General features: G+C 71.2%; 23 protein-coding genes. 5 read left to right on the top strand and 18 right to left on the bottom strand.

The features are described from left to right. Nucleotides 1–4: 4 nt before the first annotated feature. From ruvX to ACZ4TW_RS06425, 5 genes are all read right to left on the bottom strand, one after another. Nucleotides 5–475 (bottom strand): Holliday junction resolvase RuvX, encoded by a 471-nt coding sequence (gene ruvX / locus ACZ4TW_RS06445; RefSeq protein ID WP_465541432.1) that lies wholly within the window; start codon nucleotides 473–475, stop codon nucleotides 5–7. A gap of 2 nt (nucleotides 476–477) precedes the next feature. Next, nucleotides 478–3,135, bottom strand: a complete 2,658-nt coding sequence (alaS, locus tag ACZ4TW_RS06440) for an alanine--tRNA ligase (protein ID WP_465541288.1) — start codon at nucleotides 3,133–3,135, stop codon at nucleotides 478–480. Between the two features lie 65 nt (nucleotides 3,136–3,200). Next, a complete protein-coding gene (locus ACZ4TW_RS06435) occupies nucleotides 3,201–3,404 on the bottom strand; it encodes a hypothetical protein (RefSeq protein ID WP_465541286.1) in 204 nt (67 codons plus the stop codon). 137 nt (nucleotides 3,405–3,541) lie between these two features. Next, nucleotides 3,542–4,165, bottom strand: a complete 624-nt coding sequence (gene rpsD, locus ACZ4TW_RS06430) for a 30S ribosomal protein S4 (protein ID WP_465541284.1) — start codon at nucleotides 4,163–4,165, stop codon at nucleotides 3,542–3,544. 201 nt (nucleotides 4,166–4,366) lie between these two features. Beyond that, on the bottom strand, nucleotides 4,367–5,782 hold the full coding sequence (locus tag ACZ4TW_RS06425) for a replication-associated recombination protein A (protein WP_465541282.1): 1,416 nt from the start codon (nucleotides 5,780–5,782) through the stop codon (nucleotides 4,367–4,369). 114 nt (nucleotides 5,783–5,896) lie between these two features. Here ACZ4TW_RS06425 and ACZ4TW_RS06420 point away from each other — a divergent pair, with 114 nt between their 5' ends. From ACZ4TW_RS06420 to ACZ4TW_RS06410, 3 genes are all read left to right on the top strand, one after another. Beyond that, entirely contained in the window at nucleotides 5,897–6,664 is a 768-nt protein-coding gene (locus ACZ4TW_RS06420) for a peptidylprolyl isomerase (RefSeq protein WP_465541280.1), read from the top strand. An 82-nt stretch (nucleotides 6,665–6,746) separates the two neighbouring features. After that, the gene (locus tag ACZ4TW_RS06415) at nucleotides 6,747–8,030 is read left to right on the top strand and encodes a DUF349 domain-containing protein (RefSeq protein WP_465541278.1); all 1,284 of its coding nucleotides are present in this window, start codon (nucleotides 6,747–6,749) and stop codon (nucleotides 8,028–8,030) included. Nucleotides 8,031–8,135: 105 nt separating this feature from the next. Continuing rightward, the gene (locus ACZ4TW_RS06410; protein ID WP_465541276.1) at nucleotides 8,136–8,750 is read left to right on the top strand and encodes a type IV toxin-antitoxin system AbiEi family antitoxin; all 615 of its coding nucleotides are present in this window, start codon (nucleotides 8,136–8,138) and stop codon (nucleotides 8,748–8,750) included. Here ACZ4TW_RS06410 and ACZ4TW_RS06405 read toward each other — a convergent pair. The 13 genes from ACZ4TW_RS06405 to pdxS all read right to left on the bottom strand — a co-directional run bounded on the left by ACZ4TW_RS06405 (nucleotide 8,737) and on the right by pdxS (nucleotide 21,328). Continuing rightward, the gene (locus tag ACZ4TW_RS06405) at nucleotides 8,737–10,989 is read right to left on the bottom strand and encodes a RelA/SpoT family protein (protein WP_465541274.1); all 2,253 of its coding nucleotides are present in this window, start codon (nucleotides 10,987–10,989) and stop codon (nucleotides 8,737–8,739) included. The two genes, ACZ4TW_RS06410 and ACZ4TW_RS06405, sit on opposite strands and share 14 nt — an antisense overlap. A gap of 73 nt (nucleotides 10,990–11,062) precedes the next feature. Continuing rightward, on the bottom strand, nucleotides 11,063–12,085 hold the full coding sequence (gene secF, locus ACZ4TW_RS06400) for a protein translocase subunit SecF (RefSeq protein ID WP_465541272.1): 1,023 nt from the start codon (nucleotides 12,083–12,085) through the stop codon (nucleotides 11,063–11,065). Then, nucleotides 12,085–13,827, bottom strand: a complete 1,743-nt coding sequence (secD, locus tag ACZ4TW_RS06395) for a protein translocase subunit SecD (protein ID WP_465541270.1) — start codon at nucleotides 13,825–13,827, stop codon at nucleotides 12,085–12,087. Before secD ends, secF begins: the two co-directional genes overlap by 1 nt. 61 nt (nucleotides 13,828–13,888) lie before the next feature. After that, nucleotides 13,889–14,269 (bottom strand): preprotein translocase subunit YajC, encoded by a 381-nt coding sequence (gene yajC, locus ACZ4TW_RS06390; protein ID WP_465541268.1) that lies wholly within the window; start codon nucleotides 14,267–14,269, stop codon nucleotides 13,889–13,891. A gap of 67 nt (nucleotides 14,270–14,336) precedes the next feature. After that, a complete protein-coding gene (gene ruvB / locus ACZ4TW_RS06385; protein WP_465541266.1) occupies nucleotides 14,337–15,392 on the bottom strand; it encodes a Holliday junction branch migration DNA helicase RuvB in 1,056 nt (351 codons plus the stop codon). Continuing rightward, a complete protein-coding gene (ruvA, locus tag ACZ4TW_RS06380) occupies nucleotides 15,389–16,009 on the bottom strand; it encodes a Holliday junction branch migration protein RuvA (protein WP_465541264.1) in 621 nt (206 codons plus the stop codon). Before ruvA ends, ruvB begins: the two co-directional genes overlap by 4 nt. Continuing rightward, nucleotides 16,006–16,626 carry a crossover junction endodeoxyribonuclease RuvC gene (gene ruvC / locus ACZ4TW_RS06375; RefSeq protein WP_465541431.1) on the bottom strand — a complete coding sequence of 207 codons (621 nt, stop codon included), beginning with the start codon at nucleotides 16,624–16,626 and terminating at the stop codon, nucleotides 16,006–16,008. Before ruvC ends, ruvA begins: the two co-directional genes overlap by 4 nt. A gap of 5 nt (nucleotides 16,627–16,631) precedes the next feature. After that, on the bottom strand, nucleotides 16,632–17,393 hold the full coding sequence (locus ACZ4TW_RS06370; RefSeq protein WP_465541262.1) for a YebC/PmpR family DNA-binding transcriptional regulator: 762 nt from the start codon (nucleotides 17,391–17,393) through the stop codon (nucleotides 16,632–16,634). Nucleotides 17,394–17,510: 117 nt separating this feature from the next. After that, a complete protein-coding gene (locus ACZ4TW_RS06365) occupies nucleotides 17,511–18,233 on the bottom strand; it encodes a hemerythrin domain-containing protein (protein WP_465541260.1) in 723 nt (240 codons plus the stop codon). A gap of 113 nt (nucleotides 18,234–18,346) precedes the next feature. Then, on the bottom strand, nucleotides 18,347–18,874 hold the full coding sequence (locus ACZ4TW_RS06360; protein WP_465541258.1) for a DUF1697 domain-containing protein: 528 nt from the start codon (nucleotides 18,872–18,874) through the stop codon (nucleotides 18,347–18,349). A gap of 37 nt (nucleotides 18,875–18,911) precedes the next feature. After that, complete coding sequence (locus tag ACZ4TW_RS06355) at nucleotides 18,912–19,649, bottom strand: hemerythrin domain-containing protein (protein ID WP_465541256.1); 738 nt, start codon at nucleotides 19,647–19,649, stop codon at nucleotides 18,912–18,914. Nucleotides 19,650–19,799: 150 nt separating this feature from the next. Then, a complete protein-coding gene (gene pdxT, locus ACZ4TW_RS06350) occupies nucleotides 19,800–20,444 on the bottom strand; it encodes a pyridoxal 5'-phosphate synthase glutaminase subunit PdxT (RefSeq protein WP_465541254.1) in 645 nt (214 codons plus the stop codon). After that, complete coding sequence (pdxS, locus tag ACZ4TW_RS06345) at nucleotides 20,438–21,328, bottom strand: pyridoxal 5'-phosphate synthase lyase subunit PdxS (RefSeq protein ID WP_465541252.1); 891 nt, start codon at nucleotides 21,326–21,328, stop codon at nucleotides 20,438–20,440. Before pdxS ends, pdxT begins: the two co-directional genes overlap by 7 nt. 110 nt (nucleotides 21,329–21,438) lie before the next feature. Here pdxS and ACZ4TW_RS06340 point away from each other — a divergent pair, with 110 nt between their 5' ends. Continuing rightward, entirely contained in the window at nucleotides 21,439–22,791 is a 1,353-nt protein-coding gene (locus ACZ4TW_RS06340; protein ID WP_465541250.1) for an aminotransferase class I/II-fold pyridoxal phosphate-dependent enzyme, read from the top strand. A 7-nt stretch (nucleotides 22,792–22,798) separates the two neighbouring features. Beyond that, entirely contained in the window at nucleotides 22,799–23,650 is an 852-nt protein-coding gene (gene pdxY, locus ACZ4TW_RS06335; RefSeq protein ID WP_465541248.1) for a pyridoxal kinase PdxY, read from the top strand. Nucleotides 23,651–23,663: the final 13 nt, after the last annotated feature.

The raw sequence follows: 23,663 nt of genomic DNA, 5'->3' as shown, positions 1-23,663 counted from the left end.
GGGGTCAGAGCCCTTCGTCGGGGAGGATCGTTCGTCCGGGGGCGGTTCCCGATGCCCGTTCGGCATCGATGGCATGTTGCAGAATGATAACGGCTGCAGCTTGGTCGATGATCGGACGCTGCTTTCGCGCGGACTTGCCGGCGGAGCGGAGCGCCTGCTGGGCGCTCACGGTCGACATCCGCTCGTCGACCAGCCGCACGTGCGCCCCCGCGCCGGCGAGTCGCCCCGCGAAGGAGACCGCGTCGGCCGTCGACGCGGTCGCCTGGCCCGACAGCGACAGCGGATTGCCCACCACGAGCTCGATCGCGTCGTGGTCGCGCGCGATCTCGAGGATGCGGCGGAGATCGCCATCCTCGCCCTCGGGGCTGCGCGGGACGGTCTCGACCGGGACCGCGAGGATCGCGGAGGGGTCGCAGCGCGCCACGCCGATGCGGGCCCGGCCGACGTCGATGCCGAGGCGCGCACCGGGTCGCAGCGTCACCGCGCGATCGCCCCCCGCGCCGCCGCGAGGGCCGCCGGGATCGCGGCGAGATCGCTGCCGCCGCCCTGGGCGAGGTCGGGCTTGCCGCCGCCGCCGCCGCCCAGCGCCCCGGCCATGGCCTTCGCGATCACGCCCGCATTCGCCCCGGCGTTGCGCGCGGCGGGCGACGTCGCGGCGATCGCGAGCGGCTTTCCTCCGACCTCGCCCACCAGCGCGACGACGGATGCGGCGTCGCCGAGCTTCGCGCGCACCGCGGTCGCGAGCGACCGCAGTTCGTCGCCCGATCCGAGGCGCCCGACCGATTCGAGCACGACGAGCAGGTCGCCCACTCGCTCGGCCGCTCCGGCGAGCTCGGGCACGCGATCGCTCAGCGCCTTCGCCTCGTAGGCCTGGATCTTCTTCTCGGCCGCCTTGAGGCTCGCGACGAGCTCGCCGACGCGGTCGACGAGCGACTCGGGTCGGGTCTTCAGCGTCGACGTGAGCTCCTGGACCAGGGTGCGCTCGGCTGCGAACCGACGGAACGCATCCTGGCCGACGAGCGACTCGACGCGGCGGTTGGACGCGCCCACGGACGATTCGCCGATGATGTTGATCATGCCGACCTCGGCGCTCGTCGCGACGTGCGTGCCGGCGCAGAGCTCCCGCGACCACGGCCCGCCGATGTCGACGACGCGCACGACATCGCCGTACTTCTCGCCGAACAGTGCCATCGCGCCGAGGGCCTTCGCCTCGTCGATGGGCATCTCGCGCGTGACGACCTCGAGGTTCTCGCGCACGGCGCCGTTGGCGATCTCCTCGATCTCGCTGCGGGTCTCGGCCGAGAGGGCCTGGTTCCACCCGTAGTCGAGGCGCAGGTAGCCGGCCTTGTTGAACGAGCCCGACTGGTGCGCGGTGGGTCCGAGCACCTGGCGGAGCGCGGCGTGCACGAGGTGCGTGCCGGAGTGGGCCTGCGTGGCACCGCGCCGATAGTCCTCGTCGACGAGCGTGGTCGCGGGCACGCCCACGCCGACCTCACCCGACGACACCCGGACCGTGTGGCTGATCAGGCCCTTGACCGGCTTCTGCACGTCGAGGACCTCGAGCTCGAACCCGTCGCCGACGATCCGGCCCTGGTCGGGCGCCTGCCCACCCGACTCGGCGTAGAGCGACGTCTCGGCCAGGATCACCTCGGCGGTCTGGCCGGTCGTGGCCTGCTGGGCCGGGCGACCGTCGACGAGGATCCCGAGCACCGTCGAGTCGGTCGCGAGGTCGGTGTACCCCGTGAAGACGGTCTCGCCCTTCGCACGGAAGTCGCTGTACACCGACAGGTCGGCCAGCACCTTCTTCTTCGACTTCGCGTCGGCCTTCGCGCGCGAGCGCTGGTCGGCCATGAGCGTGTCGAACGCCTGGCGGTCGACCGCAAGGCCGGCCTCCTCGGCCATCTCGAGCGTGAGCTCGATCGGGAAGCCGTACGTGTCGTGCAGCAGGAACGCGGTGTCGCCCGCGAGCTGCTCGGCGCCCGACTCCTTCGTCTTCGCGACCGCGGTGTCGAGGATCGACGTGCCCGCGGTGAGCGTGCGGAGGAACGTCGCCTCCTCGCCGACCGCGAGCTGCTCGATCTGGGCGTAGTTGGCGGCGACTTCGGGGTACGCGGCCTTCATGGCGTCGCGGGATGCCGCGAACAGCTCGTGGAACGTCGGCCCCTCGACGCCGAGCAGCCGCATCGCACGGATGCTCCGGCGCAGCAGTCGCCGCAGGATGTAGCCGCGCCCCTCGTTCGACGGCGTGACGCCGTCGCTCATGAGCATGAGCGAGGAGCGGATGTGGTCGGCGATGACGCGCATGCGCACGTCATCCTCGTGGTCGGCGCCGTACCGGCGGCCCGAGAGCCGGGCGGCCATGTCGAGGACCGGGCGCACCTGGTCGATCTCGTACATGTTGTCGACGCCCTGCTTGATGAACGCGACCCGCTCGAGGCCCATGCCCGTGTCGATGTTCTTCTTCGGCAGCTCGCGCACGATCGTGAAGTCGGTCTTCGACTTCACGTCGGCGATGAGGTACTGCATGAAGACGAGGTTCCAGATCTCGACGTAGCGGTCGTCGTCGGTCGCCGGACCGCCGTCGATGCCGTACTCGGGCCCGCGGTCGAAGAAGATCTCGGAGCAGGGGCCCGCCGGGCCGGGCTGGCCCGTGTGCCAGTAGTTGGTGTCCTTGCCGAGGCCCTGGATGCGCTCGTCGGGCAGCCCGACGACGCGCCGCCAGATGTCGCGGGCCTCGTCGTCGTCCTCGTAGACCGTGACCCAGAGGTCCTTCGGGTCGAATCCGTACCCGCCGTCGGCCTCGGAGCTCGTGAGCAGGTCCCACGCGAAGGTGATGGCGCCTTCCTTGAAGTAGTCGCCGAACGAGAAGTTGCCGTTCATCTGGAAGAACGTGCCGTGCCGGGGGGTCTTGCCGACCTCCTCGATGTCGTTCGTTCGGATGCACTTCTGCACGCTCGTCGCCCGCGGGTACGGCGCCGGCACCACTCCGGTCAGGTACGGCACGAACGGAACCATGCCCGCGACCGTGAACAGCAGGGACGGGTCGTCCGACACGAGCGAGGCCGACGGCACGACCGTGTGGCCGCGCGCGGCGAAGAAGTCCAGCCAGCGCTGGCGGATCTCGGCAGTCTGCATGGTTCCGTTCTGGTTCCTGGGAAGGGTGGAGCGCCCGCGGGTCGCGGGAGTGGGGGGCGTGAGGGCTAGCGGCCTTCGACGGCGTGCGCCTCGGCGGCGCGGAGCTCGGCCTCGCGGGCGTGGTACCCCTCGGCGACGGCGCGGCCGAAGGCCCGCGCCTTCGCGTCGAGGCCGGCGAAGAACTCGCGGCCCTGCGCGGTGCGGTTGACCTGGTGCGCGGCGGCGAAGCCGGCCGCGACGCCGATGGCGAACCACAGGATGCTCTTCACGTGTCACTCCTCGAGGGGTCGGGCCCTGCGGCGTGCGATGCGCACGCGTCCTCCCAGTCTAGGGCTGGATCGTGCGCCGCGCGGGGACGACGAACGGGGCCGCGGCGAGCCGCGACCCCGTTCGGGAGACCGTCCGACTAGCGGGCGGCGTAGTACTCGACGACGAGCTGCACGTCACACGTGACGGGCACCTCGGCGCGCTTCGGGCGACGCACGAGCTTGGCCTGGAGCTTGTCGAGCTCGACCTCGAGGTAGCCCGGGGTCTTGGGGAGCACGTCGACGTGGCCGCCGGCCGCTGCGACCTGGAAGGGCTCGGTGCCCTCGGAGCGCTGCTTGACGCCGATGACCTGGCCCGGCTTCACGCGGAACGAGGGGCGGTCGACGATCTTGCCGTCGACGGTGATGTGACGGTGGACGACGAACTGGCGGGCCTGCGAGATCGTGCGGGCGAAGCCGGCGCGGAGCACGAGCGCATCGAGGCGCATCTCGAGGAGCTCGACCAGGTTCTCACCGGTCAGGCCGTCGGTGCGACGGGCCTCGTTGAAGGCGATGCGGAGCTGCTTCTCGCGGATGCCGTACTGGGCGCGCAGGCGCTGCTTCTCGCGGAGGCGAACGGCGTAGTCGGAGTCCTGCTTGCGCTTGGTGCGACCGTGCTCACCGGGAGCGTACGGGCGCTTCTCCAGGTACTTGGCGGCCTTCGGGGTGAGGGCGACGCCGAGCGCCCGGGAGAGGCGGGTCTTGCTGCGTGACTGGTTCGACACGAATGTCCTTTCGGAAGAATCTCAATTGAACCCACGGCGCGTTCGTGCGCCGGAAGTCTGTGTCAGAGGGATTCGCCAAGGGTGGATCGGCTACAGATCGCACCCGTTCGCCGGTGACTCTCTCACAGCCGCGCTCGAGAATCTGGCTTCAGGCCAGCGGAAATCCTATCACGAACCGGGGTTCCGGGCGGTCGAGCGGGCTCAGCGGTCGCCCCGGACGATCCGGCGCAGCTTCGCGAGCCGCGCGGACACCTCGCGCTCGTTGCCGTGCTCGGTCGGCGTGTAGTAGATCGCGCCGCGCAGCGCATCCGGCAGGTACTGCTGGCCCACCACGCCGATCGGGTCGTCGTGCGGGTACGCGTAGCCCTTGCCGTGGCCGAGTCGCTTCGCCCCGGGGTAATGCGCATCGCGCAGGTGCTTGGGCACCCGGCCGGCGTTGCCGGCGCGCACGTCGGCGAGGGCCGCATCGATGCCGAGGTACGCGGCGTTGGACTTCGGCGCGGTCGCGAGGTGCACCACCGCCTGGGCGAGCGGGATCCGGCCCTCGGGCATGCCGATGTACTGCACCGCATCGGCCGCGGCGACGGCGACGCCGAGCGCCGTCGGATCGGCCATCCCGATGTCCTCCGAGGCGAGCACGATGATGCGCCGGGCGATGAACCGCGGATCCTCCCCCGCCTCGATCATCCGCGCGAGGTAGTGCAGTGCGGCGTCGACGTCGCTCCCCCTGACCGACTTGATGAACGCCGAGATGACGTCGTAGTGCTCGTCGCCGTCGCGGTCGTACCGCAGCAGGGCCCGGTCGACCGCACGAGCGACGATCTCGGGCGTGATGAGGGGTCGCGGCGGCTGGCTCGCCTCGCCGTCGTCGCCGGATGCCGCGACAGCCGACTCCTCGGCATCGGCGCCAGTGACCGCGCCCACGGCCTGTTCCGCTTCGCTCACGGCCGAGACGGATGCCGCCTCGAGGGCGGTCAGCGCGCGGCGCGCGTCTCCTGACGCCAGCCGCACGATCGCGGCGCGCGCCTCCGGGGCGAGTTCGACGCGGCCGCCCAGCCCCCGCGGATCGGCGACCGCCCGATCGACCAGGACGCCGAGGTCGTCGTCGCCGAGCGTCTCGAGCGTGAGCAGCAGGGAGCGCGACAGCAGCGGCGAGATCACCGAGAACGACGGGTTCTCTGTCGTCGCCGCGACGAGGATGACCCAGCCGTTCTCGACACCCGGCAGGAGCGCATCCTGCTGCGCCTTGGTGAAGCGGTGGATCTCGTCGAGGAAGAGCACCGTGGAGACCCCGTAGAGGTCGCGGTTCGCGCGCGCCTCCTCCATGACCTGGCGGACGTCTCGGACGCCCGCCGTCACGGCGGACAACTCCACGAACTTGCGGCCCGACGAACGGGCGATCGCCTGCGCGAGGGTCGTCTTGCCGGTGCCGGGCGGCCCCCAGAGGATCACGGAGACGGCGCCGGACTCGCCCGTGCGATCGGCGGCGAGGGCCACGAGCGGCGATCCCGGAGTCAGCAGGTGCTTCTGGCCGGCCACCTCATCGAGGCTGCGCGGGCGCATGCGCACCGCGAGCGGGGTCGCGCCGGAACGCAGCCCCGGAGCCGAATCCACCATGTCGACCAGCGTAGCCGTGGCATCCGACACCCCCGGCGGCGCACCTCTCCGGGATTGGCACCCCGGGGTCGCGGCCCCGTAGAGTCTCCCCGCAGGATCCCCCGAAGGAGCAGCGTGGCAGCGAACGACCGTCAGGCGCGCGAGGAGCGTGCGCGCCTCCGCACCTACCAGGCACGCCAGGAGGTGCACCGTCGGACGGTGCGCCGGCGAGCGCGCGACAACGTCATCGCCGGCATCGCCCTGGTCGTGGTGCTCGCGCTCGCGACCGGCGCGCAGCTGCTGTACTTCAGCGGCGGACCGGGCACTCCCGAGGCCGAGGCGACGCCCACGCCGACGCCCACCCCGAGCGCGGCCGCCGTGCCCTCGTCCGAACTCGCCGAGAACCGCACCTGGACCGGCGCGCTCACGCTGAACGAGACGCCGCTGACCGTCGAGCTCGACGGCGCCGCGGCACCGCAGGCGGTCTCCAGCACGATCAGCCTCGTCGAGCAGGGCTTCTACGACGGCCTCTCGTGCCACCGCCTCACCACCGAGGGAATCTTCGTGCTCCAGTGCGGCGATCCCAACGGCGACGGATCCGGCGGACCCGGCTACAGCTACGGTCCGATCGAGAACGCGCCCGAGGACGGCGTGTACCCCGCCGGGACGATCGCGATGGCGCGCCAGTCGGGCAACGCGGAGAGCCAGGGCAGCCAGTTCTTCATCGTGTACGACGACACGACCCTGCCCGCCGACGCCGCGGGCGGATACACCGTCATCGGCCGCGTCACCTCCGGACTCGACGCGCTCCGCACCGACATCACCGCTCTCGGCACGGCCGACGGATCGACCGACGGCGCGCCCGCGGGTCCGGTGAGCATCACCGGGTTCACGGTCGAGTGAGGCACCTCCCCAGGCCCTCGCGCCGCGCCGGTGAGGCGCCCGGGACCGGACGGACGCCGCTTCCGGGGGTGCAATAGGCTTGATGCCGTCATCCGCCGCGCACGCGGCATCCGACGAACGACAGGGCGAGTCAGTGACCGATTCAGCACAGCAACCGTGGGGCCGCGTCGATGAGACGGGCACCGTCTTCGTGCGGACCAGCGAGGGCGAGCGCGAGGTCGGGCAGTACCCCGACGCCACCCCCGAAGAGGCGCTGGCGTACTTCGAGCGCAAGTACGCCGACCTCGCCGGCGCGGTCGGGCTGCTCGAGCAGCGGGTGCGTCGCGGTGCCCCGGCAGCCGATGTCGCCAAGGCCGTCGCGACGCTCCAGGAGAGCGTCGCCAACGCCCACGCGGTCGGCGACCTCGAGTCGCTGACGCGCCGCCTCGACGCGCTGTCGGGCACCACGCAGGAGCTCACCGCCCAGCAGCAGGCCGAGGCGAAGGCCGCCCTGCAGGATGCGGTCGCCGAGCGCACGCGGATCGTCGAGCAGGCCGAGGCGCTCGCCGCCCAGGACCCGGCGAAGACCCAGTGGAAGCAGACCAGTGCCGAGCTCGACGCCCTGTTCGCCCAGTGGCAGAAGCACCAGCAGGACGGCCCTCGTCTTCCCAAGGGCGAGGCGAACGAGCTCTGGAAGCGGTTCCGCGCGGCCCGTTCGACCATCGAGCAGCACCGGAAGGCGTTCTTCGCCGAGCTCGACGCCGCGCACCGCGACGTGCGCCAGCGCAAGCAGCAGCTGATCGAGCGCGCCGAGGCCCTCGCACCGCGCGGCGCCGACGGCGTCGCCGACTACCGCTCCCTCCTCGACGAGTGGAAGCAGGCCGGCCGTGCCGGCAAGAAGGTCGACGACGCGCTCTGGGCCAAGTTCAAGGCCGCGGGCGACGTGCTCTTCCAGGCCAAGGCCGAGGTCGACGCGAAGGATGACGAGGAGTACCGCGCCAACCTCACGGAGAAGCTCGCGCTCCTCGACGAGGCCGAGAAGCTCCTGTCGTCGAGGGATGCGCGCGCCGCGCGGACCACGCTGAACGGCATCCAGCGCCGGTGGGATGACATCGGCCGCGTGCCGCGCGACCAGGTCCGTCCCGTCGAGGACCGCCTCCGCAAGGTCGAGAACCACGTGCGGGCGCTCGAGGACGAGCGCTGGGAGCGCGAGGACCCCGAGAAGAAGGCGCGGTCCGAGGGCATGCTCGGCCAGCTGCACGAGGCGATCGCCAAGCTCGAGTCGGAGCTGGCCGATGCCGAGGCGGCGGGCGATGCGAAGGCCGTCGCCGCCGCACGCGAGGCGCTCGACGCCCGCCGCGCCTGGCTCAAGGCCGTCGGCGGCTGATCGCCGGACCGCGGCTCGTCCCTGCACGCCGCGCTCCGCCGAGCGTTCTCCACAGGAGCTCGCCTCGGCGGCACACTCCGTCGCCGGATACCGCAGCATGGGCGGATGGCCAGGCTTCCCCCAGTGCTCAGCACCGATGACCTCCCCCTCGCCGAGCTCTGCGCGGCACGACTCGACGGCGAGCTCGCCGCGATCGGCACCGGCTGGTGCCCGGTCGACGAACCCGACCTGCCCTCGCTGCGGGCAGCGGCCGTCGCGCCGAGGCTGCCGGCGCCGCTGATCGTCGAACGGCGCTCGGCTGCATGGGTGCATGGCGCGCTCCCGTCGCCGCCGCACGTGACCGAGTGCTGCGTGCCCCACGAGTCGCGGGTCGCCGCCCGAGCCGATCCGCTGCGCGCCGTCCGCGAGGTCGCGATCACCGACGGCGAGATCGTCGAGCTCGGCGGCATCCGGTGCACGAGCGTCGAACGCACGGCGTTCGACCTGCTGCGCGATACGAGCGCCGACGACGCGGCGACCATCCGCGTCGTCCGCGCACTGGTCGCGATCGAGCCCGCCGCCGCGCGACGCCTCGTCGACCGCATCGGGTCGGCGCATCGGCTGCCGCACAAGGCGCTCGCGCTTCGCCGGCTCGCCGAGGCCGTGACGGCGCCCGAGATCGATCCGAGCGGGACGGGTGCGATCGACCGGGTCGAGTCGGTCGGGCTCAGCCGTCGCTGACTCGGTACACGTCGTAGACGGCGTCGATCCGCCGGACGGCGTTGAGCACCCGGTCGAGGTGGGTCGTGTCGCCCATCTCGAAGACGAACCGGCTGAGCGCCAGGCGGTCGGTCGAGGTCGACACGTTCGCCGAGAGGATGTTGACGTGGTGCTCAGAGAGCACGCGCGTGACGTCGGAGAGAAGCCCGGCCCGGTCGAGCGCCTCGATCTGGATCTGCACGAGGAACACGCTCTTCGAGCTCGGCGCCCACTCGACGTCGATCATGCGCTCGGGCTCGCGGAGCAGCGCCTGCACGTTGTGGCACGACGCCTGGTGGACCGACACGCCCGAACCGCGCGTGATGAAGCCGACGATCTGGTCGCCGGGCACGGGCGTGCAGCAGCGCGCGAGCTTCACCAGGATGTCGGGCGCACCGCGGACGAGGACGCCCGAGTCGCTGTGCCGCGGCAGCGGTCGCGTGCGCACCGGGATGGGCAGGTCGGGCTCGTCGACGTCGTCGACGTCGCGGACCAGGGCGACGACCTTCTCGATGACCGACTGCGTCGAGACGTGGCCCTCGCCCACGGCCGCATAGAGCGCTGAGACGTCGTCGTAGCGCAGCTGCGCGGCGACCTCGGCGAACGACTCCTGGCTCATGAGCTTCTGCAGCGGCAGGTTCTGCTTGCGCATCGCCCGCGCGATCGCGTCGCGGCCGTGCTCGATGGCCTCGTCGCGTCGTTCCTTCGTGAACCACTGCCGGATCTTGCTGCGCGCGCGAGGGCTCTTGACGAAGTTCAGCCAGTCCTTGCTCGGGCCCGAGTCGGGATTCTTCGAGGTGAACACCTCGACGACGTCGCCGCTGTTCAGCACGCTCTCGAGCGGGACGAGACGGCCGTTGACCTTCGCGCCCATCGTGCGGTGCCCGACCTCGGTGTGCACCGCGTACGCGAAGTCGACCGGCGTCGCCCCGGCGGGCAGGCCGATGACCCGGCCCTTCGGGGTGAAGACGTAGACCTCCTTGGCCCCGATCTCGAATCGCAGCGAGTCGAGGAACTCGCCGGGATCGGCCGTCTCGGCCTGCCAGTCGGAGATGTGGGCGAGCCAGGCCATGTCGGCCTCGTCGCGCGAGCCTCCGCCGTCGGTCCGACCGGCCGCCATCCGCTCCTTGTACTTCCAGTGCGCCGCGACGCCGTACTCGGCGCGCTGGTGCATGTCATGCGTGCGGATCTGGATCTCGACCGGCCGGCCCTTCGGGCCGATGACCGTCGTGTGGAGCGACTGGTACAGGTTGAACTTCGGCGTCGCGATGTAGTCCTTGAACCGGCCGGGCAGCGGCGTCCACCGCGCGTGGATCGAGCCGAGGACGGCATAGCAGTCGCGAACCGAGTTGACCAGCACTCGGATGCCGACGAGGTCGTAGATCTCGTCGAAGTCGCGGCCGCGCACGATCATCTTCTGGTAGATCGAGTAGTACTGCTTCGGTCGTCCGACGACCTTGCCCCGGATGCGCGCGGCCTTCAGGTCGTCGGAGACCAGGTCGATCACCGACTGCACGTACTCCTCGCGCTGCGGCGTGCGGCCCTTCACGAGGCTCTCGATCTCAGCGTAGAGCTTGGGGTAGAGCACCGCGAACGAGAGGTCCTCGAGCTCCCACTTGATGGTCTGGATGCCGAGTCGGTGCGCGAGCGGAGCGTAGATCTCGAGCGTCTCGGTCGCCTTGCGCGCCGCGGAGTCGGCGGGGACGAACCCCCACGTGCGGGCGTTGTGCAGCCGGTCCGCCAGCTTGATGATGAGCACGCGGATGTCCTTCGACATCGCGACGATCATCTTGCGGACGGTCTCGGCCTGAGTGGAGTCGCCGTACTTGACCTTGTCGAGCTTGGTGACGCCGTCGACGAGCATCGCGATCTCATCGCCGAAGTCGGCGCGGAGCTGGTCGAGCGTGTAGGCCGTGTCCTCGACGGTGTCGTGCAGCAGGGCCGCGGCGACCGCCTTGGAGCCGATGCCGAGGTCGGCCAGGATCTGCGCGACCGCGATGGGGTGGGTGATGTACGGCTCGCCGCTGCGGCGCTTCTGCCCTTCGTGCGCCCGCTCGGCGACCGTGTAGGCGCGCTCGATGACCGTGAGGTCGGCTTTCGGATGGTGCATCCGAACCGTGCGCATGACGGTGTCGACGGCACCGGTCGGCAGCGCCTTCGAGAAGATCCGGGGCACGAGACGGCGCAACGACGCCGTCGAGTTGACTCCGGTCTCCGTCATCGCCGCACCTCCAGACCTCAATTATCACCGGTCCCGAGCCGGGCGCGTGCCACGGAGGCGGGCGGCACCTCGCTCAGGCGACGGGAACCGCCTCGACGCCGGATCCGCTCGAACCGCCGGCGCGCTCGCGCTCCTTGAGCACCTTCTGGTCGTGGCGCTTGATCTCGGGCTCGCCCTCGCGCAACTGCGAGTAGAGCGGCGCCGCGATGAACACGGTCGACCACGTGCCGACGATGATGCCGATGAGCAGCGCGAGCGAGATGTCGCGGAGCGTGTCGGCACCGAGCACGCCGGCGCCGATGAACAGGATCGCGGCGACCGGCAGGGCCGCGACGACGCTCGTGTTGATCGAGCGCACCAGGGTCTGGTTCACGGCGAGGTTCACCGACTCGGCGAACGTGCGCCGCGATTCCTGCCCGTCCTCGGCGGTGTTCTCGCGGATCTTGTCGAAGACCACGACGGTGTCGTACAGCGAGTAGCTGAGGATCGTGAGGATACCGATCATCGCCGCGGGCGTGACCTCGAAGCCCACTGCGGCGTAGACGCCGCCGGTGACGATGAGGTCGCCGAGGAGCGACAGGATCGCCGCGACCGACATCTTCCAGGTGCGGAAGTACAGGGCCATGACGATGGCGGCGAGCAGGAGGAAGGCGAGCAGGCCGAAGATCGCCTGGCGCGTGACATCGGCGCCCCAGCTCGCGCCGACGAACGAAGACGTGACCTCGGACTCGTCGACGCCGTAGGCCTCAGCCAGGGCGGTGGTGAGCTCACGCGCCTCGGCCTGCTCGAGCTGCTCGGTCTGGACGCGGACGCCGTCCTCGCCGACGATCGTGACACGCGGTGCGGCGCCCGGCGCCACCTCGCCGACCGCGTCGATCGCAGGCTGCTGCTCGGCGGTCTGGGCGCCGGTGATCACGAACTGCGAGCCGCCGCGGAACTCGATGCCGAAGTTGAAGCCGCGCACGACGGGGACGAGCACCGACAGGATGATCAGGACCGCCGCGATCGCGTACCACTTCTTGCGGCCGCCGACGAAGTTGAACGAGCGCTTGCCCGTGTAGAGGTCGTTGCCGAACGTGGTGAGTCGGTTGGCCATCAGGACTCCTTGCCTTCGCCGGCGCCGACGGTGGCGTCGACCTGTGCTGCCTTGCGCTCTGCGATGGTCTGGCGCTTCTGCGCCTCACGCGAGCTGGATGCGGCCTTCTTCGCGGGGACCGCGACGGGCTTGCGGAACTCGGCCCGCCCGCGGTACACGGCGCCCAGCGCCTGGGGGTCGAGCCCGGACCAGGGGTGACCGCTCGAGAAGAACCGCGTCTGCGCGAGCAGCTGCAGCATCGGGTGGGTGAAGAGGATGACGACGAGCACGTCGATCACGGTGGTCAGACCGAGCGTGAACGCGAAGCCGCGAACGCTTCCGACCGCGAGGATGAACAGCACGATCGCCGCGAGCAGGTTCATGCCCTTCGAGGACAGCACCGTGCGGAGTGCGCGCTTCCACCCCGCCTCGACCGCGCCGACGAGGGGGCGGCCGTCGCGCAGCTCGTCGCGCACGCGCTCGAAGTACACGATGAACGAGTCGGCGGTGAAGCCGATCGCGACGATCAGGCCCGCGATGCCGGCGAGCGAGAGACGGTAGCCCTCGCGCCACGACAGGATCGTGATCGTCAGGTAGGTGATGATGCCCACGATCACGAGCGATGCGATCGTCACCGACCCGAGCGCCCGGTATTGGAACAGCGTGTAGATCACGACCAGGATCAGGCCGATGAGACCCGCGATGAGGCCGGCCTGGAGCTGCGAGGTTCCGAGCGTGGCCGAGATCGTGTCGGACGACTGGACCTCGAAGCTGATGGGCAGCGCGCCGAACTTCAGCTGGTCGGCGAGCGCCTTGGAGGACTCCTGCGTGAAGCTGCCGGTCACCTGCGGGCGGCCGTCGGTGATGACGCCGTTCATCTGCGGCGCGGAGAGCACCGCGCCGTCGAGGACGAACGCGAACTGGTCGCGCGGGGTCTGGCCGTTCAGCGCGAACAGGCGCTGGCTGACCTCGGCGAAGGCCTCGGTGCCGCGCTCGTTGAACACGATGTTGACGGCCCACGTGCCGGTGGTCGCACCGGTCTGGGTCTGCACCATGCCGTTGGTGGCGTCGACGATGTCTTCTCCGCCGACCTCGACCGGGCCGAGCACGTACTTGATCGTGCGCGAGGTGTCGCAGGTGACGAGCGGCTCGTCGGCCGGCGCGACGTTGGCCTCGCCCTCGTCGAGGGTGGCGCAGTCGAACGTGTCGAACTCGTCCTGCAGGGCCGGCGTGATCCAGTTCGGGTCGCTCGCGTCGGTCGGCTCGACGGTCGGGGTCGCCTCGAGCTCCGCCTCGGCGCCGTCGGTCGGCTCGGGGCTCTCGGTCGGGTCGATCGACTGGTTCGTCGCGGCGTCGGCCAGCAGCACGGGGCGCAGCTCGAGCTTGGCCGACGACTCGATGCGCGAGCGGGTCTGGTCGTCGAGCTCGCCCGGGATCGCGACGACGACGTTCTGCCCGCCCTGCGTGTTGATCTCGGCCTCGGAGACGCCCGACGCGTCGACGCGCTGCCGGATGATCGACACCGCCTGGTCGAGCTGCTCCTGCGTCACGGACTCGCCCTCGGCCAGCTGCGGCGCGAGGATGATCTGCGTGCCGCCCTCGAGGTCGAGCGCGAGCTTCGGCGTCCACGAGCCGCCGCCCCAGATCACGCCGGCGGCGTTGATGCCGAACAGCGCGACGATGATGACGCCGAGCCAGGTGAGGGAACGCAGCGCCTTGCGGACGGGCGTCGGTCGAGACGACCGCTTGGATGGTGCAGCCACGAGATCTGCTTTCTGTGCAGGTGCCCGCGCAGCATCGCGCGGGCCGAGGGGAGGGTGAGCTCTAGTCGTCGGACTTCTTGACGTCGGGCGTCTCGTCGCCCGGGGTCTCGTCGACGCGCTGGCCGAACTCGGGCTCGCCCTCGAGGGCGGCGGCCGAGGCCGCGGGCGCCTCGTCGGCGGCATCGATGACGCGGGCGATCGTCTGACGGTGGACCGTGAGCACGGTGCCCGGGGTGGACTCGAGCTCCACCTGGTTGTCCTCCTCGTCGATCGAGAGGATGGTGCCGAACACCCCGAAGTTCGTCATGACCTTCGCCCCCACGACGGTCTTCGACTGCATCTCACGCGCGTCCTGCTGGCGCTTGCGCGAATTGCGGAACATGAAGAAGATCAGCACCGCCAGGACGACGAGCATGATGATGGTGAAGGGGTCGAAGACCATGGGGTGGAAACCTTCCGGGGTGCGCGACGCGCACGATCAGGGGTGGATTGGCCGAAGCCTCAAAGGATTATAGGTCATCGATCGGCAGCGTCGCCGGGCCGTCCCCACCCTCGCGGACGAGTCCGAAATGCCGCCAGGCGGCCGGGGTCGCGACGCGGCCGCGCGGCGTGCGGGTGATGAGCCCGATGCGCACCAGGAACGGCTCGACGACCGCCTCGATCGTCTCCGCCTCCTCGCCCACCGACACGGCGAGCGTGTTGAGCCCCACCGGGCCACCGCCGAAGCGCGTGAGGATGGTCGTCATGACAGCCCGGTCGAGTCGGTCGAGTCCGAGCGGATCGACGTCGTACAGGTCGAGCGCGGCGCGCACGGCCTCGACGTCGGCTCCGCCTGAGCGGCCCGACGGGTGCACGAGCGCGTAGTCGCGGACTCGTCGGAGCAGCCGGTTCGCGATGCGCGGCGTGCCTCGGCAGCGGCCGGCGATCTCGGCGACCGCCTCGCGATCGATGACGAGCCCGAGCATCGCGGCCGCCCGCGTGAGCACCTGCTCGAGCTCGGACTCGTCGTAGAACTCGAGGTGCGCCGTGAAGCCGAACCGGTCGCGCAGGGGATTCGGCAGCAGGCCGGCGCGCGTCGTGGCGCCGACGAGCGTGAACGGCGCGAGGTCGAGCGGCACCGAGGTCGCGCCGGCCCCCTTGCCGACCATGATGTCGATGCGGAAGTCCTCCATGGCGAGGTAGAGCATCTCTTCAGCGGAGCGGGCCATGCGGTGGATCTCGTCGATGAAGAGCACCTCGCCAGGGACGAGCGAGGAGAGGACGGCGGCGAGATCGCCGGCGTGCTGGATGGCGGGACCGCTCGACATGCGCAGCGGCCGCCCGCCCTCGTGCGCGACGATCATCGCGAGCGTGGTCTTGCCGAGCCCGGGCGGCCCCGCGAGGAGGATGTGGTCGGGCGTGCGCTGCTGGAGCGCCGCGGCCGACAGCAGCAGCTGCAACTGCCCGCGGACCCGGGTCTGGCCGACGAACTCCTCGAGGCTGCGGGGCCTCAGCGCGCCCTCGAACGCGAGCTCGGCCTCGGACGCGAGCGCCGGGTCGGTGAGGTCGAGGTCGGCGTCGCTCATCGCGCCCTGGCCGAGGACTGGGCCGGCCCGAGACGGGCGAGCGTGAGCCGCAGCATGGCCGGGACGGAGGCGGCCGAGACCGGGTCGACCGACTCCAGCGTCTCGGCGATCGCCTCGCCGGCGAGCTTCTCGGACCAGCCGAGCCCGGTGAGCGCCGCGAGCACGTCGTCTGCGACGCCGGAGGCGCGGACCGGAGCGCCGGACGACGTCACGGCGGGTGCGACGAGCTTGCCTGCCAGCGAGACCGTGATGAGCTTGGCGGTCTTCGGGCCGATGCCGCTCACCCTGCGGAACGCCGCGTCGTCATCGGCGTCGATCGCCCGCGCCACGTCTGCCGGCGACATCGCGGAGAGCACCCCGAGCGCCGACTTCGGCCCGACGCCCGTCACGCCGATGAGGAGCTCGAACACGTCGAGCTCGTCGCGCGTGGCGAATCCGTACAGCGTCATCGCGTCTTCACGGACGATGAGGGCGGTGTGCACGAACACCTCCTGCCCCTCGCGACTGGAGAGGACGAAGGCGGGCGTGGCGTTCACGAGGTAGCCGACGCCGGACACGTCGACGACGAGCGTGCCGCCGGATGCCGATGCGACGCGACCGCGGAGGGAGGAGATCACTCCTTCACCCTACGGGCGGCTCCCGACACCGTCGCGGCACGCTCCGCGGCGAGCCACGCACGCTGCGCCGGGGTGAGCCCGGACGCCTCGCCCGGTGCGCTCCCCCGTCCGGCCGCGGCGTCGGCGACCGCCGCCCCCGCGACGCCACCGGTGCGCCACGCGTGGCAGATCGCGAGTGCGAGCGCGTCCGCGGCATCCGCCGGCTTCGGCACCGCACCGAGCCCCAGGATGCGCGCGACCATCGTGCCGACCTGCTTCTTGTCGGCGCGGCCGTAGCCGGTGATCGCGGCCTTCACCTCGCTCGGCGTGTGCAACGCCACGGGCAGCGCGCGGCGCTCGGCGATGAGCATCGCCACGCCCGAGATCTGCGCCGTGCCCATGATCGTCGACACGTCGCTGCGGGCGAACACCCGCTCGAGCGCGACCGCGTGCGGCCGGTGCTCCTCGACGATCGCCTCGAGCCCGTCGGCGATGCGCGCCAGGCGACCGGGCGTCGCGAGCTCGGCGGGCGACCGCAGCACGACGACGTCGACGAGCACCGCGGTGCGGTCCGGAGCGACGTCGACCACGCCCACGCCGCAGCGGGTCAGCCCGGGGTCGATGCCGAGCACCCGCACCACGGCTACTCCGACTCGGATTCGAGTTCGGCCTGCACCTCGGGCGAGAGGTCGAAGTTGCTGTAGACGTTCTGCACGTCGTCGCTGTCTTCGAGCGCGTCGATGAGCCGGAACACCTTCTTGGCGGTGTCGGCGTCGACCTCGACCTTGAGGTTCGGCACGAACTCGACGTCGGCCGACTCGTAGTCGAGGCCGGCCTCCTGCAGCGCCGTGCGCACCGTGACGAGGTCGCCGGCCTCGGTGATGACCTCGAAGCCCTGCGCGTGCGGCTCGACCTCCTCGGCGCCCGCCTCGAGCACCGCCATCATGACGTCATCCTCGTTGGCGCCCTCGCCGGAGACCACGATGACGCCCTTGCGCGAGAAGTTGTAGGCGACGCTGCCGGGATCGGCGAGCGTGCCGCCGTTGCGGCTGAGCGCGGTGCGCACCTCGGCCGCCGCGCGGTTCTTGTTGTCGGTGAGGCACTCGACCATGAGCGCGACGCCGTTCGGCCCGTACGCCTCGTACATGATGTTGAGGTACTCGACGCTCTCGCCCGAGATGCCCGCGCCGCGCTTGATCGCGCGGTCGATGTTGTCGTTCGGGACCGAGGTCTTCTTGGCCTTCTGCACGGCGTCGTACAGGGTCGGGTTGCCGTTCAGGTCGGCGCCGCCGAGCTTGGCCGCGACCTCGATGTTCTTGATGAGCTTGGCGAACGACTTCGCGCGGCGCGCGTCGATGACGGCCTTCTTGTGCTTGGTCGTCGCCCACTTGGAATGCCCGGACATGCGTCTCCCGTAACGGTGATCAGTACCCCGACATTCTAGGCCAGGGCACCGTCACGCCCCGCGGGCCGGTGCGGCGGGCCGCCGGCGGCGGATGGCGCGCCGCGACATCCGGCCGCGTCAGGCGAACGCGACCCCCGTCGGTTCCGGGAAGAGCCGCCGCAGTGCTCGCTCGTACTGCCGGCGGCCGACGACCCGGTACGCGACTCGGATCGGCGCCGGCAGCTGCGTCGCGAACCACTCGTCGCGCTCGGACTCCGGCACGCTGTCGATCATCAGCCCGAGCAGGAGGAAGATCGGCAGCGGCGGCTTGTGGCGGCGCGCGTGCCGGTGGATGTCGTCCCACTCCTCGTCGGAGAGCACGGCGTCGAGCACCGGGAACGCGTCGCGCTCCTCGTCGGCGAGGTGCTGGATGAGCAGGCGGTCGACCACGTCGAGCTCGGCGGCGAGCCGCGCGGCGGCCGCCGCGTTCGCGTGCGTCGCCCACTCGTCGATGAGCACGTCGACGGCGTCCAACCGGTCCGAGACCGCTTCGTGCTGGCGGATCATCAGCGCCACGTGCAGGCCGCATGCCGGCGCACGGTCGCGCATGGGGTCCCAGAAGAACTCGTCCTCCGTGCGGTGGTGCACGTGGAGCAGGGTCGTGATGCCGTGCAGGTGCTTGGCGAGGAACCTCGCGCGGTCGGTATCGCCCGGCTCGACGTCGCGCACGAGGCGCGGCGCGTCGGCGAACAGGCGGCGGAAGATGCGGTGGATCACCACCACCTCGTCGCTGCGACAGGTCGTGGCCGGAACGGCGTCGGTCGCGGGCGCGACGCCGGTGCTGGGAAGTCGAGTGGTCATGCTCCGAACACAACCGGATGGCGCGCCGCGCCGCTCCGGTGCCAGCCCGCCGATCGCCCCGGGGCCCACCCTGAATCCCACCCCGAGGCCTGCCCCGACCGGAACCGGACGAGTCAGCCCACGAGCTTCTCGAGCGTGCGGAGGTTGCGGTTCGTGGTGCTGGGCTTGAACCTCGGTTTCGCGAGGAGCCTCGCGAACGGGGTTCCGACCGTGGTCCCCTTCACGGGATTCCAGTAGACGACGCCGTCGCCGCGCGCGACGGGGTCGACCGTCGGGTCCAGGCCCGCCGCCGCCTCGGCGAGCTCGTCGAGCGCGGCGTCGTCGGAGCCGAACACCGCATAGGGCTGGCGCCCCGCGTCGCCGGCATCGAACGGGAAGCCCTCGAGGACCTCGCGGACGTGCTCGGCGGTGGTGAGGACGATCCAGGCGTCGTACCCGAACGCGTCGGCGAGCGCGTGCTCGATCCGCCGCTTGAGCTCGGCGGTGCGGGCGGACTCGGCCTCGAAGACGACGTTGCCGCTCGCGAGCACCGTCCGCACCTCGGTGAAGCCGAGGTCGCGGAACACCTTCGCGAGTTCGGCGGACTTCACGGTGACGCCGCCGACGTTCACTCCGCGCAGCAGCGCGATGTACCTGGTCACCGCGACCACGCTACTCGCGACACGGCGAGCTCGGTGGTCACGGGATCGGCGGTACCGGCCGCCCCTCGTACAGCTCGTCCAAGGCACGCTCGTATCGTCGCTTCAGGAGCAGGGAGTAGAGCAGCCGGACGGGAGCCGGCAGGTTCGCCTTCGCCCAGTCCGGCCGCTCGTCGGGCGGCACGGTCGCGAGCATGAGGCCGAGCTGCAGCGCCATGACGTCGCGGGGCAGTTCCTTGCGGGATGCCTGGATGCCCGCGCGCGCGTGCTCGCCCATCTGGTCCCACTCCGACTGGGTCAGCGTCGACGCCGCGACCGGCGCGAGGTCGTCCTCCTCGGGCCGGAGGTGGCGGATCAGGATGTCGCGGACGTGCTCGACGCCGTCGGCGAGCCGGTCGCGCGTCGCCGCGTCGGCGTGCGCGCGCCACGGGGCGAGGAGGGGCTCCACCTGCCCGAGCGCCGCCGCCACCTCGGCGTGCTGGGCCTTCATCTGCTCCACGTGGGGCGCGCACCCCGGGGACCGGTCGACGAGCCGGTCCCAGAGCACGAGGTCCTCGCTCTCGTGATGGAGGTGCAGCGCGAAGAAGTCCATCGACGCGTAGTCGGCCACCAGGGCGGCCCGCTCGACGTCGCCGTCGCCCACCCCGCGGATGAGCCCCGGCAACTCGCCGTACAGCCATCGGAAGATCCGGTGGACCTGGATGAGGTCGGAGGTGTCGCATCCGATCGGCTCGCTGTCGGGCTTGGGCCCGGACGAGCTCGGCAGCTTCGTGACCACGGGTCACCTCGCTCCTGCGCCGCTCGGCGGCAGTCGCGGCCGGTACGGCGCGTCGCCGGCCGCGGCGATGACAGCCGCATCCTAGGAGCCGACCGGTTCGGCCGCATCGGTTCCCGCGAATCGCGGGCCCCCCAGTTCGCGGGGCGCGGCTCAGACCGCGGCGGACGCGGCCGCGCGCACCTTGGCGAGGAAGTACTCGTGGAAGCGGACGTCGCCCTCGATCTCGGGGTGGAAGCTGGTGCCGACCAGGTTGCCCTGCTCGACCGCGACCACGCGCCCGTCGGGAAGGGCGGCGAGCGGCGTCGCCCGCTCCCCCACCGACTCCACGACCGGGCCGCGGATGAACACGGCGTGCACCGGCGCGTCGCCGAGCACGGGCACGTCGAGGTCGGTCTCGAACGACTGGTTCTGCGAGCCGAACGCGTTGCGACGCACGACGACGTCGAGACCCCCGAGGTTCTGCTGGCCCTGGATCGTGTCGAGCAGCGTGTCGGCGATCATGATGAGCCCGGCGCACGTGCCGTACACGGGCAGGCCGTCGGCGATGCGGGCCTTCAGCGGCTCGGCCACGCCGAACGCGCGCGAGAGCTTGTCCATCACGGTCGACTCGCCTCCGGGGATCACGAGTCCGTCGATGCCCTCGACGTCCTCGGGTCGCCGGACGAGCACGACCTTCGCACCGAGCCCGCCGAGCACCCGGGCGTGCTCGCGGAAGTCGCCCTGCAGCGCGAGCACGCCGACCGTGGGGCCCGTGGCATCCGCCGGCCCCACGGATTCGTCGCGGAGACTCACCATCCGCGCTCGGCGAGGCGGTGCGGCGCCGCGAGGTCGGCGACGTTGATGCCGACCATGGCCTCGCCCAGCCCGCGCGAGACCTCGGCGATCACCTTGGGGTCGTCGTAGAACGTGGTCGCCTTGACGATCGCGGCGGCGCGCTGCTCGGGGTTGCCCGACTTGAAGATGCCGGAGCCCACGAAGACGCCGTCGGCACCCAGCTGCATCATCATCGCCGCGTCGGCCGGGGTGGCCACGCCGCCGGCGGTGAACAGCACGACCGGGAGCTTGCCGGTCTCGGCGACCTCGAGCACGAGGTCGTACGGCGCCTGCAGCTCCTTGGCGGCGACGTAGACCTCATCGCGCGTCATCGACTTCAGCTGGTTGATCTCGGACGTGATCTTGCGGATGTGCTTGGTCGCCTCGGAGACGTCGCCGGTGCCGGCCTCGCCCTTCGAGCGGATCATCGCCGCACCCTCGTTGATGCGGCGGAGCGCCTCGCCGAGGTTCGTCGCGCCGCACACGAAGGGCGTCTCGAAGCCCCACTTGTCGATGTGGTTGACGTAGTCGGCCGGCGAGAGCACCTCGGACTCGTCGATGTAGTCGACGTCGAGCGCCTGGAGCACCTGCGCCTCGACGAAGTGGCCGATCCGGGCCTTTGCCATGACCGGGATCGAGACCTCGGCGATGATCGCCTCGATGAGGTCGGGATCGCTCATGCGGGCGACGCCGCCCTGGGCGCGGATGTCGGCGGGCACGCGCTCGAGCGCCATGACGGCGACGGCGCCGGCGTCCTCTGCGATGCGCGCCTGCTCGGGAGTGACGACGTCCATGATGACGCCGCCCTTCAGCATCTCGGCGAGGCCGCGCTTCACGCGGCTGGAGCCGGTCTCGGCAGTGCTCATCGGGGATTCCCTTCGACGGATGGCGCGTGATCACGCAAACTTACGGACAAGACGCTTGCTTGACCTAGGCCAAAAGATAGCATGGTCCGAGCCCTACGTTCGGAGCATCCATGCAACATGACGTGACCCTCGAGATCACCGGCCGGTCTGCCGCGGACATCGCCGCGAGCGTCCGCGCGCTCATCGAGCGCGGAGCCCTGCTCCCCGGCGATCCGCTCCCACCCGTCCGGAATCTCGCCGACGACCTGGGCGTGAACCGCAACACCGCCGTCGCGGCCTACCGGCAGCTCACCGCGGCGGGCGTCGTCGTCACCCGCGGTCGGGGCGGCACCCGGGTCGCCGATCGGACCGCGGTCGCCCAGGAGGGGTTCGCCCCCGACAGCGTGCTCCGCGACGTGGCGACCGGCAACCCCGACCCCGACCTCATCCCCGACCCGTCGCGCGCGCTCGCGGGCATGGCGGGCCGTCCGGTGCTGTACGGCGAGCCGGTCATCGACCCCGACCTCGATCACTGGGCCCGGGCATGGATGAGCGCCGACCTCGCTCCGGCCGACCTCCGGCTCACGATCACGAGCGGCGCGGCCGACGCGGTGGAACGGCTCCTCGCCCAGTCGCTCGTCCGCGACGACGCGGTGGCGCTCGAGGATCCGTGCTTCCTGACCAGCATCCACACCGTCCGCGTGGGCGGGTACCGCCCCGTCCCGGTGCCGGTCGACGACGAGGGGATGACGGTGGACGGGCTGCGTTCCGCGCTCGACCAGGGCGTGCGCGCCGTCGTATGCACCCCGCGCGCGCAGAACCCGACGGGCGCGAGCCTGTCCGAGCGTCGCGCCGAGGAGCTGCGAGCGGTGCTGCGAGCGCACCCCTACGTCCTCGTCATCGAGGACGACCACTTCTCGATGCTCTCGCGCCGCCCGTTCCGCTCGATCATCGGCCCCGAGCACCGGCGCTGGGCGCTCGTGCGCTCGGTGTCGAAGTTCCTCGGGCCCGACATGTGCCTCGCCGTGACGGCGTCCGATCCCGACACCGCCGAGCGGCTCGCCATGCGGCTCACCCCGGGCACGACCTGGGTGAGCCACCTCCTGCAGCGCCTCACGTTGGCCCTCGTTTCCGATCCCGAGGTCGTCGCACGCATCGCGGACGCCGGGGCGCACTATGCGGCGCGGAACGACGCATTCGCCACGCGGCTCACCGCGCTCGGCGTGCCGGCGGCCGCCGGCGACGGGCTCAACCTCTGGGTCGCGCTGCCCGTGCCCGCCCGCGACGTGTCGGAGCAGCTGATGCGCCGCGGCTGGCTGGTCCGCGCGGGCGACGAGTTCGCCATCGGCCACGCGCCGGCCGTGCACCGGCTGCGGCTCACCGTCCACGACCTCGGCGACGCCGACGCCGCCAGGCTCGCCGCCGACATCGCCGCCGCCGTGCGCGCGGCCGGCGGACGGCTGGTCCCGACCAAGATGGAATGATCGAGGGGTGAAGGTCCTCTCGATCCAGTCCGCCGTCGCCTACGGCCACGTCGGCAACTCCGCGGCCGTCTTCCCGCTCCAGCGGATCGGCGTCGAGGTCATGCCGGTCTACACGGTCAACTTCTCCAACCACACCGGCTACGGCGCGTGGCGCGGCCCCCTGATCAGTCCCGACGACGTGCGCGCGGTGATCGACGGCATCGAGGATCGCGGCGCCTTCCCGAAGATCGACGTGGTCCTCTCGGGCTACCAGGGGTCCGAGGGCATCGCCGACGTCATCCTCGACGCGGTGGCCCGCATCAAGGCGGCGAATCCAGAGGCCGTGTACTCGTGCGACCCGGTGATGGGCAACGCGAAGAGCGGATGCTTCGTGGCGCCCGCCATCCCGGTGCTCCTGCGCGATCGCGTGGTGCCCGCGGCCGACCTCATCACCCCGAACCAGTTCGAGCTCGGTTACCTCACCGAGACCGAGCCCGACACCCTGGAGTCGACGCTCGAGTCGGTCGACCTGGCGCGCGCGTCCGGCCCCAGAACCGTGCTCGTCACGAGCGTCGAGCGACCCGACCGCGAGGAGGGCACCATCGAGATGCTCGCGGTCGACGACCTCGGCGCGTGGATCGTGCAGACGCCGCTGCTGCCGATGAAGGCCAACGGCTCGGGGGATGTCACGGCCGCGCTGTTCACCGCGCACTACCGTCGCACGGGCGACGCGGCCACCGCGCTGGCGCGGACGGCGTCGAGCGTGTTCGACCTGCTGGCGAACACCCACGAGTCGGGCGAACGCGAGCTGCAGCTCGTCGAGTCGCAGGAGGCGTACGCGCACCCGCGGATGCAGTTCGAGGTCCGCCAGGTCCGCTGAGCGGGCTCGCCGC

This window comes from Agromyces sp. NPDC029043, assembly GCF_055564615.1.
Note: the sequence above shows the minus strand (reverse complement) of the source record. Positions and strands in the feature narration are given on the sequence as shown.